This window comes from Flavobacterium sp. UM26, assembly GCF_057922445.1.
On record NZ_JBVHCY010000001.1, the window covers coordinates 395,296 to 414,058 of the forward strand.

General features: G+C 35.3%; 16 protein-coding genes. 7 read left to right on the forward strand and 9 right to left on the reverse strand.

Annotated elements, in window-relative coordinates:
- Nucleotides 1-13 precede the first annotated feature (13 nt).
- On the forward strand, nucleotides 14-550 hold the full coding sequence (locus ACZ1AQ_RS01750; RefSeq protein WP_489631236.1) for a hypothetical protein: 537 nt from the start codon (nucleotides 14-16) through the stop codon (nucleotides 548-550).
- 161 nt (nucleotides 551-711) lie between these two features.
- Nucleotides 712-1,791 carry a glycosyltransferase gene (locus ACZ1AQ_RS01755; protein WP_489631237.1) on the forward strand — a complete coding sequence of 360 codons (1,080 nt, stop codon included), beginning with the start codon at nucleotides 712-714 and terminating at the stop codon, nucleotides 1,789-1,791.
- Nucleotides 1,792-1,853: 62 nt separating this feature from the next.
- Here ACZ1AQ_RS01755 and phoU read toward each other — a convergent pair whose 3' ends face one another.
- From phoU to ACZ1AQ_RS01795, 8 genes are all read right to left on the reverse strand, one after another.
- Entirely contained in the window at nucleotides 1,854-2,522 is a 669-nt protein-coding gene (gene phoU / locus ACZ1AQ_RS01760; RefSeq protein WP_489631238.1) for a phosphate signaling complex protein PhoU, read from the reverse strand.
- Nucleotides 2,523-2,585: 63 nt separating this feature from the next.
- Complete coding sequence (pstB, locus tag ACZ1AQ_RS01765) at nucleotides 2,586-3,344, reverse strand: phosphate ABC transporter ATP-binding protein PstB (RefSeq protein ID WP_159687413.1); 759 nt, start codon at nucleotides 3,342-3,344, stop codon at nucleotides 2,586-2,588.
- Nucleotides 3,345-3,500: 156 nt separating this feature from the next.
- Nucleotides 3,501-4,448: a phosphate ABC transporter permease PstA gene (pstA, locus tag ACZ1AQ_RS01770; RefSeq protein ID WP_438060865.1), complete on the reverse strand. Its 948-nt coding sequence runs from the start codon at nucleotides 4,446-4,448 to the stop codon at nucleotides 3,501-3,503.
- Between the two features lie 3 nt (nucleotides 4,449-4,451).
- Nucleotides 4,452-5,630 (reverse strand): phosphate ABC transporter permease subunit PstC, encoded by a 1,179-nt coding sequence (gene pstC / locus ACZ1AQ_RS01775; protein WP_489631239.1) that lies wholly within the window; start codon nucleotides 5,628-5,630, stop codon nucleotides 4,452-4,454.
- Between the two features lie 74 nt (nucleotides 5,631-5,704).
- Nucleotides 5,705-6,538, reverse strand: a complete 834-nt coding sequence (locus tag ACZ1AQ_RS01780) for a phosphate ABC transporter substrate-binding protein (protein WP_438064514.1) — start codon at nucleotides 6,536-6,538, stop codon at nucleotides 5,705-5,707.
- A 167-nt stretch (nucleotides 6,539-6,705) separates the two neighbouring features.
- The gene (locus ACZ1AQ_RS01785) at nucleotides 6,706-7,998 is read right to left on the reverse strand and encodes a porin (protein WP_489631240.1); all 1,293 of its coding nucleotides are present in this window, start codon (nucleotides 7,996-7,998) and stop codon (nucleotides 6,706-6,708) included.
- A 349-nt stretch (nucleotides 7,999-8,347) separates the two neighbouring features.
- Nucleotides 8,348-9,466: a sensor histidine kinase gene (locus ACZ1AQ_RS01790; RefSeq protein WP_489631357.1), complete on the reverse strand. Its 1,119-nt coding sequence runs from the start codon at nucleotides 9,464-9,466 to the stop codon at nucleotides 8,348-8,350.
- 169 nt (nucleotides 9,467-9,635) lie between these two features.
- Nucleotides 9,636-10,319, reverse strand: coding sequence for a response regulator transcription factor (locus tag ACZ1AQ_RS01795; RefSeq protein WP_489631241.1), 684 nt, complete (start codon nucleotides 10,317-10,319; stop codon nucleotides 9,636-9,638).
- Between the two features lie 324 nt (nucleotides 10,320-10,643).
- Between ACZ1AQ_RS01795 and ACZ1AQ_RS01800 the strand changes: the two genes are divergently transcribed.
- The 4 genes from ACZ1AQ_RS01800 (at nucleotide 10,644) to ACZ1AQ_RS01815 (ending at nucleotide 16,342) form a co-directional block, all read left to right on the forward strand.
- A complete protein-coding gene (locus ACZ1AQ_RS01800; RefSeq protein ID WP_489631242.1) occupies nucleotides 10,644-13,427 on the forward strand; it encodes a TonB-dependent receptor in 2,784 nt (927 codons plus the stop codon).
- Between the two features lie 189 nt (nucleotides 13,428-13,616).
- Nucleotides 13,617-14,798 (forward strand): hypothetical protein, encoded by a 1,182-nt coding sequence (locus ACZ1AQ_RS01805; RefSeq protein WP_489631243.1) that lies wholly within the window; start codon nucleotides 13,617-13,619, stop codon nucleotides 14,796-14,798.
- Nucleotides 14,799-14,903: 105 nt separating this feature from the next.
- The gene (locus ACZ1AQ_RS01810) at nucleotides 14,904-15,242 is read left to right on the forward strand and encodes a T9SS type A sorting domain-containing protein (protein ID WP_489631244.1); all 339 of its coding nucleotides are present in this window, start codon (nucleotides 14,904-14,906) and stop codon (nucleotides 15,240-15,242) included.
- Between the two features lie 119 nt (nucleotides 15,243-15,361).
- Nucleotides 15,362-16,342: a LuxE/PaaK family acyltransferase gene (locus ACZ1AQ_RS01815; protein WP_489631245.1), complete on the forward strand. Its 981-nt coding sequence runs from the start codon at nucleotides 15,362-15,364 to the stop codon at nucleotides 16,340-16,342.
- A 54-nt stretch (nucleotides 16,343-16,396) separates the two neighbouring features.
- Here the strand turns inward: ACZ1AQ_RS01815 and tyrS are convergent, their stop codons facing one another.
- Entirely contained in the window at nucleotides 16,397-17,689 is a 1,293-nt protein-coding gene (tyrS, locus tag ACZ1AQ_RS01820; RefSeq protein ID WP_489631246.1) for a tyrosine--tRNA ligase, read from the reverse strand.
- Nucleotides 17,690-17,770: 81 nt separating this feature from the next.
- Between tyrS and ACZ1AQ_RS01825 the strand changes: the two genes are divergently transcribed.
- Nucleotides 17,771-18,763, forward strand: coding sequence for an NAD-dependent epimerase/dehydratase family protein (locus tag ACZ1AQ_RS01825; protein WP_489631247.1), 993 nt, complete (start codon nucleotides 17,771-17,773; stop codon nucleotides 18,761-18,763).

Genomic DNA, 18,763 nt, shown 5'->3' on the forward strand with positions numbered 1-18,763 from the left:
AAACCCTAAAACTATGAAAAGAATACTGATTTTATGTTTCTTGTTTATCGCGTCCAACACCATTTTCGCTCAAGAAACAGCCACAAAAAAGAAAACGACCAAAGCTAAAACAGAACTTTCGGCTGCCGAAAAAGAAGCCAAACAAAAAGCTGCCAACGAAAAACGAAAAGCAACCATAGCCGCCAAAAAAGAAGCCGAAGCCCAAGCCGCCGAAGCTAAAGCAGCCAAACAACAAGCCGCTAACGAGAAAAGAAAAGCAACTATAGCTGCCAAAAAAGCCGCAGCCGAAAAAGAAACCGCTGAAAAAGAAGCCAAAAAAGCCACTGCAGCAGCCAAAGCCGAAAAAAGTAAGGCCGAAAAAGCAGTAACCGAAAAAACTTCGAAAACCAAAAAAACAGCCGAAGTTAAACTCAAAGAAACTACCGAAAAAGCACCAAAAACTCCAGACAAAGTAACGGGTGAATACAACGGAAAAAAAGTATATACTGGTCCAAGAGGCGGTAGATACTACATCAACAAAAACGGAAATAAAACCTATATCGAAAACTAGTTTTGATGTAAAACACAGTATTTCAAAGGCTTTCTTTTAGAAGAAAGCCTTTTTTTATGTAAACAGTTGTTAAATTAAACTTTTGGTAATGTTGCCTAAACTTAAAAAAATAGGAGTATTGTTACCTTGCCTTGGTATAAATTCTTAATTTTGATTGCGAAATGACTTTGGATTCTAGCTCAAAAACGATACTCATCGCTCCATTAAACTGGGGCTTAGGCCACGCCACACGCTGCATTCCAATTATAAAGGCGCTACAAGAAAACAATTTTACGCCTATCATCGCTTCTGATGGCATAGCGCTCGAATTGTTGAAAAAAGAATTCCCTTATATTCAAACCCTACAACTTCCCTCCTACCAAATAGAATATGCCAAGAATGGTAAAAACTTCAAATGGAAACTCATTCAAAGTTTGCCCAGAATGCTCGAAGCCATCAGAGAAGAGAAGAAATTGGTTCAAAAATGGGTCACCAAATACGAAATAGATGGCATCATTTCGGATAATCGCTTAGGTGTGTTTAGCTCCAAAATACCTTCTGTTTTTATTACCCATCAATTGAATGTAATGACCGGAAACACTACTTGGTTCACCAGCAAATTACATCAAATCATCATAAAAAAATACAAACAATGTTGGGTCCCCGATGTGGCTGGAACACCTAACCTAACAGGTGATTTGGGCCACTTAAACGGAAAACATTTTCCAGTGCGTTACATTGGTCCACTAAGTCGTTTACACAAAAAAGAGAGCCCAAAACTATACGATTTGATGATTATTCTTTCGGGTCCTGAACCCCAAAGAGGCATTCTCGAAGAAAAATTAACCGAAGAGGTAAAACGCTTCAAAGGCAAAGTGGTTTTCATCAAAGGAATCATCGAGAAAACACAAGTTAAGGAAACAGTAGGCGACGTAACTTTTTACAATTTTATGAATACCCGCCAGTTAGAACAAACCTTTAACGAAAGTGAATACGTCCTTTGTCGCTCAGGCTATACTACCATTATGGATTTGGTAAAACTAGGCAAAAAAGCCTTTTTTATTCCCACTCCCGGACAATACGAACAAGAGTATTTGGCAGTCAAACTAGACCAAGAACGCATCGTGCCTTTTTCCAATCAAGAAGATTTTACCATTGAAATGCTGTCAAAAATTGCCGATTACAAAGGCCTTTCAGAAATGGATACCACAATAGATTGGGAGGAACTTTTTGAGGTTTTTCAAACAAATAAAAACAGATAAAGCATATAAGTTAAAGCAAATTGCTCGTCCTTATATGCCTTATTTAGTAATTAGATAAAAAACTACTCTTCTCCTGGAAGGTCAAATTTTTCGTGTTTGATAATTTTGGCGTGAACCATAAAATAAACCGATTCGGCTACATTGGTACAATGCTCTGAAATGCGCTCCAAATGTTTCAACACCATTACCAAATTGGTTCCAGAAACCACCACTTTCGAATTGGATTTCATTTCACTAATAATCTCGTGAATGGTATCGTCTACTTTGTTTTTAATAGCTTTATTCAAAACAAAAATTTCACCAATAGTATTCTCGTCTTTAGAAGTAAAACAAGCATTGGTTTTCGCCATTACCAACTCGATTTCGCGTGCCAAACCTTCAATTTCAAACTTAGCAATCAAATCGTGTTTGTCTTTGATGCTTTTTGTCTTTTTGATGATGCTCATCGACAAATCTCCAATTCGCTCAATCTCGTTACTAATTTGCATCGCCGACATAATAAACCGCAAATCAGAAGCAACAGGTTGCTGCAACGCAAAAATATTTTGACAAATCTCATCGATTTTTACATCCAATTTGTCAATCTTATGTTCCGTTTTTTTAACCTCTTTGCCTTCGATGGGTTCAGACAAAATAGCTTTTACGGCTTCACCAACTTGAGCTTCTGCCAAAATACCTATTTTGGTGATAATGTCTTTTAATTTTTCTAGTTCTATTTCAAAATGTGTCATCCTCTATTTTTTTAGTTAAAACGTTAATCGGTCAAACAAATTGCCGATTAAATAATTAAACAATTAACCAAATCTACCTGTAATATAATCTTCCGTTTGTTTCTTCTCTGGTTTAGTAAAAATATCTTTGGTTTTACCCATTTCTATCAATTCTCCCATATAGAAAAACGCGGTATGGTCACTAGTTCTTGCCGCTTGTTGCATATTGTGCGTCACAATAATGATCGTGTATTGCTCTTTCAATTCGTGAACCAATTCTTCAATTTTTGAAGTAGAAATAGGGTCTAACGCACTAGCAGGTTCATCCATCAAAATAATATCTGGACTTACTGCCAAAGTTCTAGCAATACACAATCGTTGTTGTTGTCCTCCAGAAAGTCCCATAGCCGAATCGTCCAAACGGTCTTTCAACTCCTCCCAAATAGCGGCTTGTCGCAAAGAAGTTTCAACAATCTCGTCTAACTGTGTTTTATCTTTAATCCCATTAATCTTAGGACCATAAGCAATGTTTTCGTAGATAGATTTCGGAAATGGATTCGATTTTTGAAAAACCATTCCAATCTTCTTTCTGATATTAACCACATCTACATTCTTATCATAAATATCAACCCCTTCTACGAGCATCTGTCCCGTAATTTTCACATCCGGAATCAAATCATTCATTCTATTAATACATCTCAAGAAAGTAGATTTCCCGCAACCCGATGGTCCAATCAAAGCCGTCACCTTATTCGCAGGTACTTGCATCGAAATCTCCTTTAATGCCTTTTTTTCGCCATAATATAACGACAAATCATTAACGTGTATTTTTATATCCTTCATAATAGTATCTAAATCAAATTTTTAAAATATAAGTTGGGCGTGACCCCATTTGCAAAAGGCTTCCTTCAGCAACCCGTTAGTTTGCGCCTTTCGCAACTGCGGTCGGGCTATACGCTGTACTTCGGTACATTGCTTCTATCCCTCACGCAAAAAACATTACCCTTTTGCTCTTCTTCTAATTCTAGATCTTATCAATACCGCAACTAAATTCAACGACAAAGTAAGAATTAATAAAACCAAAGTGGTGGCAAACTGAATCGGCATCGTTTTCTCCACATCCGAAGATTGCGTAGACATAATATAAATATGATACCCTAAATTCATAAACTGATCACTCAAAGAACCTGGTAGCGATGCTAAGTAGTAAGCTGCACCGGTAAACAAAATCGGTGCTACCTCTCCAGCACCACGACTCACAGCAAGAATAGTTCCTGTCATAATTCCAGAAACAGAACCTGGCAACACCACATTTTTGATGGTTTCCCATTTTGTAGCACCCAAAGCCAAACTCGCTTCACGCAATTCTCTTGGGATGGTTTTTAACGCTTCTTCTACCGATACAATAATCACCGGAAGGGTTAATAAGGACATTGTCAAACTCGCCCATAGAATGTTAGGTTGCCCCCAACGTAATGCTCCGCCGTTAAAAACGGTATCAGCACCAGTACCCACAAACTGAATAAAAAAGCCCAATCCAAAAAGGCCAAAAATAATCGATGGCACTACCGCTAAGGTACGAATTGAGAAGCGAACCGCAGCAGCAAATTTTGATTTTTCGCTGGCATATTCGGTAAGGTATAAAGCTGTAATAGTTCCAAATGGTACCGCAGCAATCGACATCACTACTACTAGAATAAAAGTACCAATCAAGGCAGGAAATATACCTCCATCAGTCATTCCATTCGTAGGAAAAGAAGAGATAAACTCCCAAGAAAACTTAGATCTTCCTTGATATACTATAATTCCTAAAATGATAAATAAAATCGCAATGATTAGAAGAACCGCTAATTGAGTAATTCCGACAATAGCTTTTCCTTTCAAATCCTCTTTTTTGTTTTCTGTTTTAAAAAAAGGATGTTGCATTTCAGTTGTAGATGTTTCCATAATTTATTTTCCTTGAAATTTTTTGATCAACTTTCCTTTTACATAAAACTCTGCAATGGCATTCAATGCAAAAGAAAAAATAAAAAGTAAGGATCCTATAAAAAACAAAACACTATAATGTGTTTCTCCAAACACCGTTTCGGCCATTTCAGAACCAATAGTAGCGGCAAAAGTACGCACACTCTCAAACGGATTGGCAGATAGTAAAGCGGCATTACCCGTGGCCATCAAGGCAATCATAGTTTCACCAAACACACGTCCTATACCCAATAATAAGGCGGCAAAAATACCTGGCGTTGCCGCTGGTAAAGTCACCAAAAAGGCCGTTTGCGATTTACTAGCTCCTAGAGCCAAACTCGCTTCGGTATACGTTTTAGGCACAGCCGAAAGCGCATCTTCTGCAATAGTATAAATAATTGGAATAGCAGCCAATGCCATCGCTACTCCACCAATAAAGGCATTTAAACGAGAATCATACCCAAAAACATCTTGAAAAAAAGTAGCCAACACCATCAAAGCAAAAAAACCAATCACTACAGATGGAAAAGCAGCTAGCATTTCTATAATAGGTTTAATGATTTCTTTTCTTCTTTTGGAAGCAAAACAGGAAGTGTAAATTGCCGCCAAAATCGCTAAGGGTCCTGCAATAAGCATTGCAATAATTGTCACTTTTAATGTTCCAACTAATAAGGCTATCAATCCAAAACGAGGATTATCCGAAACGGGAACCCATTCTGTAGATACAAAAGTGCTCCAAGTTTTATCCGCTCCTTCTTGATTCGGTGCTGCTGTTTTGGTCACTTCTTCAGTACCCACTGCTAATTCTTCAACAGGCTCACCATAGGTTTCGGGAGCTAAATCTTCAACTGCTGCTGCTTCAGGTGCTTCCAGGTCTTCTACTGGTGCTCCATAGGTTTCGGGCTCTAAATCCTCAGTGGCTCCGCCATAGGTTTCGGGTTGTGCTGTAGTAGTAGCTTGTACTTCAGTTTTAGCAGCTTCTTTACTCGAACTAAAAAGCGGTAAAGATTCTTTGAAAACAAAAATAAAGATTAAGAAAATAATAGCGATGGATAAGAAAGCTACAGTAGAAATTACCTTTTCGGCTAAAAACTCAGACCAACGGAATTGTTTTTTTAGACTTTCTTTGGTAAACTTAGAATTCGAGGGGAAAGAAGAATTCATGATAGGATTTTAGAAATTCAAATTAAAAAAAACTTCCTTCTATGATTTACATGAGAAGGAAGTTTAGCATTTTGTTATTTTACTGGATAATATCCAACTTCAACAATCACCTTCTGTCCTTCGGCACTCAAAATCCAGTCGATGAACTTCTTGGTTTCTCCAGTTGGTTTTTCTTTCAAGTACATAAACAAGTATCTAGAGATTGGATAGGTTTTATTTTTGATCGTCGCCGCTGTTGGTAAAACCCCTTTGCTTTTAGCGTCTTTTTTAACTTTACAATCTTTAACTCCTTCAGCGTATGCTGCACCACCGTAACCAATACCGAATTTATCTTTTTTCACTGCATTGATAATTGCAGCTGTTCCAGGCAAGGTTTGACAAGTAGGAGCAAAGTCAGTTTTTACAACATGCTCTTTAAAGAATTCGAAAGTACCTGAACTACTTTCTCTTCCGTACAATTGAATTTTTGCATCTGGACCACCCACTTGTTTCCAATTAGTAATCTTTCCAGAAAAAATAGCTCCTAATTGATCAATGGTTAATTCATTAACTGGATTAGCTTTGTTTAAGAAAACAGACAAACCATCTTTTGCACAAGCAATCTGAATACTGCTTTTGTTGTATTTAGCTTTTATTTTTTCTAATTCTGCAGGTTTAATTGGACGGCTTGAGTTGGCAATATCTGTAGAACCATTGATCAAAGCAGCAATACCTACACCAGATCCACCACCGGTAACTTGAATGGTAGTTCCAGGATTTTTCTTCATATATATTTCAGCCCACTTTTGAGACAGAATAACCATAGTATCCGATCCTTTTACTGTAATTTTTGTCGCCATAGTAAAAGAAAATCCGATTACCATAACAATTGCTAATGCAGCGGCTAATTTTAATTTTGTTTTATACATTTTTTAAAGTTTATTTAATTTTGAGGCAAAAATAAGGGGTCAATATTAAGTGTATGTTAAGTGAATATTATTCAATCTTTATACTTTGATTGAAATTGTCACTATAATGTAAAATAAAAAGAGACCAAAATTACTGGTCTCTTTTTTCATCTATTTCTTTCCGTTTTTTAGAAATTGAACTGCGCTTGTAAACGCAATACATTTCCTCTTTGTCTGTTGTTTTTTAATGCACTATCCTCGAAAGTTCTGTCGGCAATAACCCATTCAGCAACTAATTCGAAAGCTTTGAAAGGTTGCCATTCTAGTCCTAGCTCATAATCTCTTACCACATAACTACGTGCGTCTTTTTCGAATTTCTTCCCTCCATCATAATATTGAAATTTAGCAAAAGGAAACAAGTATTGTTTTTTAGGCAAATCCCATTTGTAATTCAAAGTAATATACCCTCCTTCTAAATCAGATACCTGCACTGTATTTGTCACTTTATCGTAACGCGGTCCTCTACCAATATTGTACTCGGTTTGGATTCCGAATGGTTTTGGATACAAAACAAAAGTAGCTCCAATACGTTGGTCTGTAGTTTGTAATCTGTTTGGAGTAGTCACCCCAGTTGATAATTCTGTTGTAAATGCCCATTTTCCAGTATATGCCTGTAATCCTGGTTCGATAATTTGATTACCAATTTCAAAAGGGTAAGTAATTCTTGTTATTACATGAAGATTTCTATTGCCTTCTGTTCTATTAGCGGTTTGTCCATTGTAAGCTCCAAAACCAAATACACCATAATCTCCAGAACCTTTATAACCATCTCTTACTAACATCGCAAAACGCTCTCTAATTTTTTCAGGTGCCCAATAGAAGAATACTCCCAAATCACGCTCATTAGCCGCCGCACTATTTATCGCATCGTTACGGTCTAATGATAGACGATTTTGACTCGATTGCAAGTTCTCAAAACCAAATGGAATTTTACTTTGTCCAACTCTAAAACGAAACTCTCTTTTCTTGTCAATAGACAAATCAAAGTAAGCATCACGCAACTGCCCAAAATTATTCACTCCCGAACTAGGTGAACTAGCAAAATCAGGCTGAATGTAGAAATAAACATTTGGATGAATTTGCCCAGAAAATATAATACGCGCACGTCTTATAAAAAATCCATTATTTGCTTTGGCATCTGGAGCTGTAGAGGTAGTCCCCCATGATCTGTCACACTGCTCACAAGAAACTTTATCATTCGTAGAGATTAAACCATTGTAACGCACTTGTACATAACCTCTTATTCCTATATTATCGTACCAATGTTCTTTTTTAGGTTTTTCTTTATCTTCAGCGATTTTTGCTTTGTTTATAGAATCTAAAACATGCATTACCGCTTTTGTAATTTCGTCTTTCTTTACTTCTTGAGCACTTGTTACAAAATAACCTAATGATAACATTGCCACTAAAACTTTTCTCATTTTTTTTTGTATGTTTTATTTGGATGCAAATGTCTAGCTGCAATGTTAAGATAACGTTAACTCAATATTATCAAGGTAATAAATTATCATTAAATATGCGAAACAGGCTTTTTAGAATAGGTTTTACGTACTAATTTAGACTATTTTTTGTTTTTTTACACATATTAAGCAATTGTAAATTAAATGTTTACAAATAAATTTTTAACTCAAAATGATTCATAGAAAAAAACGCTATTTCGGCTATATCACATAAAAAAGGAACGGCTAAATAGGCTAAAATAAAACTACCTTAACTATTTTATTAGGTATTTTATTAAATTTTAGAAAGTAGAAACTGCAACAGCATTCCTTATTTAGACGATAAAGATCTTTTATTATCTTCTTCAGAAGTTTTTTGGTTGGCTTTTTTGTTCTTTGCTTTTTCAAGTGTAAAAGAAAATTCTGAGCCAATACCAAACTCACTTTCCACGTAAATTTTTTCTTTATGAGCTTCGATGATGTGCTTAACTATTGAAAGCCCCAAACCTGAGCCTCCCTCAGAACGAGAACCACTTTTATCTACACGATAAAAACGTTCAAAAAGGCGAGGTATATTTTGTTTTTCAATACCTTCACCATTATCTGTTACACGAATTAAGACCTTCTTGTTTGTCAAATTAACAATGGTAACTTCAGTGGTTCCTCCTACTCTACCATATTTAATAGAGTTTACGATAAGATTCTCTACAACTTGCTGAATTTTGTCTTTATCACCATGAACATAAACCGGCTGAATGTGATAATTTTCAAATGCCAATGTAATTTTCTTTTTATCAGCTTTCATTTCAAGCAAATCAAAAACATTCTGAACCAAATCTACTATGTCAAAATTAGAAAACTCTAAATTCAAATCTCCCGACTCCAATTTGGTAATCATATCCAAATCCTCGACGATATAAATCAATCGCTCTACACCTTTTTCAGCACGTTTTAAATACTTTTTACGAATAGATTTGTCATCCATCGCGCCGTCTAAAAGTGTTTCTATATATCCTTGTACCGTAAACAATGGAGTTTTTAGTTCGTGCGAAACATTGCCTAAAAATTCTCGTCGATACGCCTCACGAACTTGAAGCATTTCAATTTCCAACTTTTTGTCTGTAGCAAATTTTTTAACTTCACGAGTCAGCGTTTCCATATCCGTAGTAATGGGCTGATTGATAAACGAACTAGATTCTAGTAACGCTACATCATCATATATTTTTTTTACCCTGCGATAAATAAATCGTTCAACACGATACTGGATAACTAAAAAAGAAAAAATATAAGTTCCTACAAAAGCAATAATTGCAAACGAAAAAATTATCTTAGCATCCGGTCTAAAAAAAGCCTGAAGTAAAATGGCAGAAGCAATAGCAACAAAAATACTGACATACAAGGCCGATTTTATGGCAAATTTATACGTTTTCTTAAAATTGATTTTTACCATAGTATTTAGTTCCAATGTTATGCTTTTTTAATGTTAAAATTATTTACAAGCAACTAAAGGTACTTGTATTAGCGCAAAATTCACAAATTACAACCAAAAATAGGATGTCATTTGTGAATTTTTTACTCTTTATTATTTTTCAAATAGTAGAAAACGAATACAAAACGTATTACACTTCGAACTTATATCCTACTCCTTTGATGGTTTTAAATAAATCTTCTCCAATTTTTTCTCTAAGTTTACGAATATGAACATCAATCGTTCTACCTCCAACTACCACCTCATTTCCCCAAACTTTGTCCAAAATCTCGTCGCGTTTGAAAACCTTACCTGGTTTTGAAGCTAGCAAATAAAACAACTCAAACTCTTTTCTTGGTAAAGCAATTTCAATATTTTCTTTTATGATTTTGTATTCTTCGCGGTTAATTTCGATTCCTCCTACATTGAGCGTTTCACTATTTTGTGATTCTTCTTTCAATCTGCGTAACAAAGCTTTTACTTTACTCACCAAGAGTTTTGGCTTAATGGGCTTGGTAATGTAATCATCGGCACCTGCATCAAAACCTGCCACTTGTGAGTAATCTTCGCTTCTGGCTGTCAAGAAGGTAATGATTACATTGTTTAATTCTGGGATTTTACGAATATGTTCACAGGCTTCCATTCCGTCCATTTCTGGCATCATGACATCCATAATAATCAAATCTGGCAATTCTTTTTTGGCTTTTGTAACCGCTTCTTTTCCATTGCTTGCAGTTACAATTTGATAGCCTTCCTGCGAAAGATTGTATCCAACAATTTCCAAAATATCTGGTTCATCATCAACCAATAAAATCTTTGTGCTTCTTTTTTTCATAAAAGTAATATTATTTCAACTAGGTCTTTTATGCTATTGCTGTTTCCGTTTTTTGTCGATATAATAAAGATATAGCAATCTCATAAAAAAATAGTCCAAAAACTATTAAAACAAATCAAATTTAGGCTTTTAAATCTATCAAAATCGAAAAACCTATGTAAATGTAGCGATAAACCATCCATTTCTAAAAACAGAATTCGATGACTTAACCTTAATTTAATATGTTAACATTTGCATAATGGTAATAAAATACAATGTTAATATTCGAGTAACATCGAATTTACAGCTTGGTCTTTATTTTGCACCAACAAACAAAGACAACAAATGAAATTACAACTTTTAATCCTAACCTTATTTATAAGTGTACTTGGATTTTCTCAAAACAAAGGAACAATTACTGGTATCGTTACTGACAAAGATGCCAACAATCAATCCCTACCTTTTGCAAATGTGACTTTAAAAGGAACAAAAATTGGAGTAAACACAGACATCGATGGAAAATACTCCATTAGTACTACTCCAGGAAATTATGTTATACAATTTAGTTTCGTAGGTTACGAAACAGTAGAAGTTCCAGTTACTGTTAAAGCAAATGAAACAGTTACCATAAACAAATCTATTGGTTCAGGAAGTTACAAACTAGAAGATGTAGTTGTAAAAGCAACTGCTCCAAATAGAGAAAAAGAAACGGCTATTTTACTAGATCAAAAAAATGCAGTGGTTTTTAAACAAAGTATAGGAGCTCAAGAACTAGCCCGAAAAGGAGTTAGTGATGTAGAAGAAGGCTTGACCAAAATTACGGGTATTACCAAAGTAGAATCTAGAGGTTTATTCGTAAGAGGTCTAGAAGATCGTTACAATAATTTATTGATTAACGAATTACAGGCTCCTTCTAACAGCCCTTTTACTAAAATCATTCCATTAGATTTATTCCCAACAGATATCGTAGGTGTTTTGAATGTTTACAAAACATTCAATCCAAATATCGCAGGTGATTTTGCTGGTGCTACAGTAAATATAGAAACAGTTCAAGCCAAAAGTATAACTAAACTTTCTATTGGTGCCGGCTTTACCACAGAGAATAATGGTTCTGACTTTTTAATTCACAGTGATGCCAACAATACGCAAGGATTTTTTGGATTAAACGGTAGAGACCGTCAACTAAGTCCTGCATTTGGGAGTGTTCCAACAGGTAAAAAACTTACTCCAGATGAGTATAATGCTACTTACAAAAACAACACTTGGAATGTTGACAAAACCTCAAGCCCTTTAAATACAAGTGTAGGTTTTATTCACTCAGAAAAATTCAATCTAGACAATGGTGATAAAATCAACTATACTTTTTCTATCAATGGTGACAACAAATTTGTTATTAGAAAAGGGGTTGACCGTACTTTCATTTTAGGTGCTGGTGATTATGACAACAATTTACAAAGAGAAAGCTATAGCTATCAGACAAATGCCTCTGCATTGGCAGCTGTAAACTATAAAGCCAAACGTTTTGATATTAGTTTAAATTCATTTTACTTGCGTTCAACCGACAGTAAAATAATCGATCAACTTGGCTATACCGCAAACCAATCAAGTAATCCAAACATCTTGATTCGTACCAACCAATTTGATCAATCAGATTACCTAAATACACAATTGTTTGGAAATGTAAAACTTACTTCTGACGAAAAACACACCTTAAAATTGGGAGGATCATTCGTAAGAACTGCATATGAGCAACCTGACCGTAAATTTATCATTGGTGAAAAAGTATCTCCAACAGAAATCAATACTTCTTATGGTGGAAACCATTTAAACAGACAGTATTTAGACATCAACGGAAACTACTATTTCTCTGGATTATTAGAATACAACTATAAGTTTAATGAAGAAGAAAACGGAAAAGCGAATCGTTTGACCGTAGGTTATAATGGTTTTGCTAATGACTTAAAATCAACCTATCGCATCTTCTCAGGTTTACGTTCAGTGAATAAAAACTATACTGCCCCTTTAAATACAATCGATTCCTATATTGTAGATGACATTAATAACGGAATTATTGCCGTTCGTGAAGAATCGAATGCCGATTATAAAGTAAAATTAAACCAAATGGTAAATGCTGGTTACATTAACTACTTACATCATTTTGGCAAAAAATTAGAAGTAAACGCTGGTCTTCGATTAGAAAACTCGGACAGAACTATAAAATACAGAAGTATTGGTCAACTTATTAATGGTCCTTATCAAAACATAAAGGATCAAAAATTAGATTTCTTGCCGGTAGTGAATGCAAAATACGAACTTACTGAAAACAGCAATTTGCGTTTTAACGGTTCGAAAACCATCACAAGACCTGTGACTATGGAGTTATTACCATTACAATACATAAGCCCTGATGGTAAATCGATATTAGGGAATCCAAACATGAAAAATAGTGACAACTACAATATTGACTTCAAATATGAATTGTTCCCTAAAAACAACGAACTAATAGCTGCTGGTTTATTTGCTAAACAAATTCAAAATCCAATTGAGCGCATTTTTATAGCCGGTGCTGGAGGTAGCGGACAGTTGATGACCTACCAAAACTCAAAAGAAGCGTTATTATATGGTGCAGAGATTGAAATGTTATTGCAATTAGAAAGAATTTCCCCTGCTTTAGCTAATTTTTCATTCGGATTAAACACTTCATTAATGAAAACGGATGTAAAAGTAAACTTTGGAAACACTTCTTTAGAAAACAATCCAAGTAGAAAATTACAAGGTGCTTCAGAATGGATTATCAATTCAGATTTGAAATATGATTTTGAATTTAATGAAGTAATGAAGAACTCAATTTCATTAGTGTATGGTGTTTTTGGTCCAAGAATTTTCGCTGTGGGTTCAGCAGGAATGGACAACATCTATGAACAACCATTTCACAAACTAGACTTTGTTTGGTCTAGTAAGTTAACCAAAAATATAGATGCTAAATTTGCTATCGACAACCTGTTAAATCCATTATACAAGATGGAACTAGGAAATGAAAGTCGATTTACCATCAACGAGAGCTCTTTACTTCTAGAGAGTTTCAAAAGAGGAAGAGGATTTTCATTGAATCTTTCTTATACCTTCTAAAACTAAAGCTACCTAAATCGGGTAGCTTTTTTTTTGAAAAATGAAAACCGAAAAAGAAAAAATACTTTACATAAAATTTACCTAAAGTTCAAATTTTAGAAATGGTATTATAATGTTGCGTTAACTTTCTTCTTAGAAGCCATAACTACATTTGTATCAAATAATCACAACAAACAAATAGTAAAAAAAATGAAAAAATTAGTTTTAAGCTTATCAATCGTAGCTTTATTTTTAGGTAGTTGTTCATCTGACAATGAAGAAATCACAACTCAACCAATCCCTACAGGAACTATTACTGGAGACATCACAACTGCAAAAACTTATCCATTAGGAAACTACACTATACAAGGGACTGTAAAAATCAAAAGCGGAGGATCTTTAACTATCGAAGCGGGTTCAACAATCACTGCTACAATTGCTGACGGAACAGCTGATGCTCTTTTAGTAGAAAATGGAGGTAAATTATTCCTAAACGGAACAGCTGCTTTACCAATCGTATTTACTGAAGCTTCTAAAACTCCGGGATCTTGGGGAGGAATTATTATGTTTGGTGACGCTCCAATTGTTGGTGCAAATGGAGTTACAACTGCTACTTCTGAAGACGGTAACAACTTACCTTACGGAGGAACAAACGCTGCACACAATGGTGGCTCTTTAAAATACGTTAGAGTAGAATATGCTGGAAAAAAATTAACGGACAACACTAGTGAAATGAACGGATTCTCATTTTATTCTGTTGGATCAGGAACTGTTCTAGAAAACTTAGTAGCTTACAAAGGAGCTGATGATGGTTTTGAATTTTACGGTGGAACTGTTAGTGCTAAAAATTTAATTTCTTACGGAAACTTTGATGATTCTTTCGACTGGCAAGATGGTTGGAGAGGTGATGCTAATACTAACTGGTATGCATACCAAGTTGCTACAGGAAACTACGGAATGGAAATTGAAGCAAAATCTGTAAACAATGCTTTCGGTCCTAAAATTAGTAATATTACATTAACAAGAGCAGCTGGTACTGTAACTGAAGGTGGAACTTCAGTAAATGAATTTGATGCTATCCAATTCAAAAAAGAAGGAAATGGAGAATATACTAACGTTTTAATCTCAGGTTACACAACTTCTAATGCAACACTTACAGCTACTGCTGTTAGAATCCAAGATAAATCAACAAATGACAACCAAGTGACTGGTGGCAAAATAAAAATGTTGAATGTAAAAATCAATGATGGAACTTCACAATTTGGAGGTGTTGGAACAACTTTTACAGTAGCTTTCCCAACTGGAAACTACACTACAAGTACTACAGCTACAGGAGCTACATTAACAGCTGGTGCATGGGCAATTGTTGATGGAGTTAGCTTGATCAAATAATTTCAGGTTTCTTTCTTTGTACTTTAAAGAATGCCTTTCAAAATTGAAAGGCATTTTTTTATTTATTTAAAATGATTTTTATATCTTTACTATAAATCTAAGCTAATGGTAAAAAACTACTCTTATATTATACTCTTATTGGTTTTGTTTTTCTCTGTGAGGGTTTCAGCTCAGGAAACCAAACAACAACCAAAGACTCAAGAAAACACTTCTATCGAAGGGTTGAGCTTGTATCCTAATCCTGTGAGTAATGGTAAAGTATACATTTCTACCAAAGAGGATTTAGAAAAAGAAATCACCATTTTTGATGTTTTAGGAAAAAAAGTACTCCAAACGCAATTGAGTTCTAGAGAACTTAATGTTTCCTCGCTTTCTCCTGGTGTATACATCATAAAAATCAATGAAAATCAAGCCACAGCAACACGCAAACTAATCATCAGATAACTATAATTAACCACCCAAAAAAAGCTCCAATTTTGTTGGAGCTTTTTTTTGTCTACTCCATTTTGATTATAAACTCAAAAAAGAGCAAAAAAGTATACCTTTGCAAAAAAAATACTGCATTGGTCTCAAATTCTGATCTTTTTTCGATTTCCAACCAAAAGCAATTTGAAAAAATCGCTTTAAAAACGTTTCGTTACCAATACGAAAACAACTTGGTTTATCAAGAATTTTGTGATTTACTACATACTAATGTGCAAAAGGTAAAAACATTGCAACAAATTCCGTTTTTACCCATTCAGTTTTTCAAAAGTCATACAGTTGTGAGCAATAACGAAGCTCCTCAAGCTATTTTTACAAGCAGTGGAACTACAGGTATGACCACAAGTCAACACCTAGTTACTGATGTTTCCCTTTATGAAGAAAGTTATCGTAGAGGATTTTCTCAATTTTATGGCAACATTGAAAATTATGTCGTTTTAGCGCTTTTACCTTCTTATTTAGAACGCGAAGGCTCCTCTTTGATTTATATGGTCGAAGATTTGATTCAGTTATCCAATCAACCCGAAAGTGGCTTTTACCTCAACAATCACGACGAATTAATAGAAAAGTTAATCGAACTGGATAGTCAGGGACAAAATGTGATTTTGATTGGTGTTACCTATGCCTTATTGGACTTGATTGAAAAAAGAAAATTCCAGCTCCAAAACACCATCATTATGGAAACGGGCGGTATGAAAGGCAAGCGCAAAGAAATGATACGCGAAGAATTACACCAACAATTATGCGCTGGTTTTGGTGTTGCTAGCATTCATTCAGAATACGGGATGACCGAATTGCTCTCACAGGCATATTCGCTTGGAGAAGGTATATTTGAATGCCCCTCTTGGATGCAAATCCTCATTCGAGATACCGAAGATGCTTTAAGCTATGTAGCCGAAGGTAAAACCGGCGGAATCAATGTGATTGACTTAGCCAATCGCAATTCCTGCTCCTTTATTGCTACTCAAGATTTGGGTAAAAAATACACTAATGGTACTTTTGAAGTGTTAGGTCGTTTTGACAATTCGGATATTCGTGGGTGTAATTTGATGGTGGTTTAAACAAAAAAGTCCGCAATAAAAATTGCAGACTTTTCTGTGTATAAATTTCGGGTGTTACACCACTCTTATCACAAAATAATTTTTCTTACCACTTTGTAACAAGACAAATCGGTCATTGATTAAATCATTTGCCGTCAATACAAAGTCTTCTTTTACTTTTTCTCTATTTACCGAAATAGAATTAGCAGTCAAAGCTCTTCTCGCTTCACCGTTTGATTTAAAGAAACCTGTTTTTTCATTTAAAACTGTTATGATGTCCAAACCTGCTTCCACTTCATTTTTGGCAATTTCTGCTTGAGGAACACCATCAAAAACTTCTAAGAATGTGGCTTCATCTAATTGTTTTAAGTCATCAGCCGTGGCATTTCCAAACAAAATCCCAGAAGCTTTTATTGCGTTTTCTAAATCTTCCCTAGAATGCACCATAATTGTGATTTCTTCGGCTAATTTCTTTTGTAACAAACGTAAATGAGGTGCTTCTCTATGTTGCAACGTCAACTCATCGATGGCTTCTTTGGTCAAGAACGTAAAAATTTTGATATATTTCTCAGCGTCAACATCAGAAGTATTCAACCAATATTGGTAAAATTTATATGGAGAAGTTCTAGCGGCATCCAACCAGATATTTCCTCCTTCGGATTTTCCAAATTTAGTTCCATCGGCTTTGGTAATCAAAGGACAAGTTAAAGCATAGGCTTTCCCTCCTTCTTTTCTACGAACCAACTCAGTTCCTGTGGTAATATTCCCCCATTGGTCGCTTCCTCCCATTTGCAGCGTACATCCTTTGGCTTTGTATAAATGCAAGAAATCATAGCCTTGCACCAACTGATAGGTAAACTCCGTAAAAGACATTCCCTCGGCTGCTTCCGAAGACAAACGTTTCTTTACCGAATCTTTCGCCATCATATAATTCACTGTAATGTGCTTTCCGATATCGCGAATGAAATCTAGAAACGAAAATTCTTTCATCCAGTCATAGTTGTTCACCAATTCGGCAGCATTGTCAGCATTCGAAGTAAAATCTAAGAAACGAGCCAATTGACCTTTTATCGCTTCTTGATTATGACGTAAAGTGGCTTCGTCTAATAAATTTCTCTCATTTGACTTCCCAGATGGGTCTCCAATCATTCCTGTGGCACCACCAACCAAAGCTAAGGGTTTATGTCCTGCTAATTGAAAATGTTTCAATAACATCACACCCACCAAATGACCAATATGCAATGAATCGGCAGTTGGGTCAATACCCACATATGCCACACGCATTTGCTCCAACAAATGTTCTTCGGTGCCTGGCATAACATCGTGGAGCATTCCTCTCCAAGTCACTTCTTCAATAAAATTCTTCATTTTTTTTCAATTTTGACAAAGATAACAATTTCGATGGCAATGACAATTTGAGTTATGAGTCAAAATAGTATATTTGTCCATATGATATTAGTAACAGGAGGAACCGGCTTAGTTGGCGCACATTTATTACTTCATTTGATAGAAAATGGAGAACACGTTCGAGCAATGTATCGAACAGCATCAAATTGTACTAAAACCAAAGCGCTATTTAGCCATTACCAAAAAGAGCATTTGTTTGGCGCAATTGAATGGGTACCAGGAGATATTTTGGACATTCCTTCTCTTGAGAAGGCATTTCAGGACATTAAACAAGTCTATCATTGTGCTGCCTTGATTTCGTTTGACCCCAAAGACGAAGACGCCATCCGAAAAACGAATATCGAAGGAACCGCTAATATTGTCAATTTTTGTTTGGCAAAAAAAACTGAAAAACTATGTTTTGTCAGTTCGATTGCGGCATTAGGCGACCTAGCCCCTCACGAAACAGAAATCACCGAAACTACTGAATGGAATCCAGAAAAACCGCATAGTGATTATGCTATTTCAAAATACGGTGCCGAAATGGAAGTTTGGCGAGGTCAGCAAGAAGGACTGAAGGTCATTATTGTAAATCCGGGTGTGATTTTAGGTCCAGGTTTTCCATCGCAAGGAAGCGGAACTTTATTTTCGACTATAAAAAAAGGCTTATCTTACTACACTTTGGGTACTACAGCTTTTATCGCTATTCCAGATGTCATAAACAGTATGTACCTCTTGATGAAAAGTGATTGTTGCAACGAAAGATTTACATTAATTGCCGAAAACTTAACTTTCAAAGATATTTTCTTCACTATAGCTGATGCCTTAAAAGTAAAAAGACCGACACGTTATGCCAGTCCTTTACTTACTACTATTGCTTGGAAAATAGATGCTTTTTTAGCATTTTTAAACCTCAAAAAACGTACTTTTAGTCGTGTTACTGCTAAAGCTTCGCATTCTGCAATACCTTACAGCAACCAGAAAATCGTTTCCCAATTAAAGCCAGCTTTCACGAACATAAAAGCTTACATTCAAGAGATTGCGCCTACGTTTTAA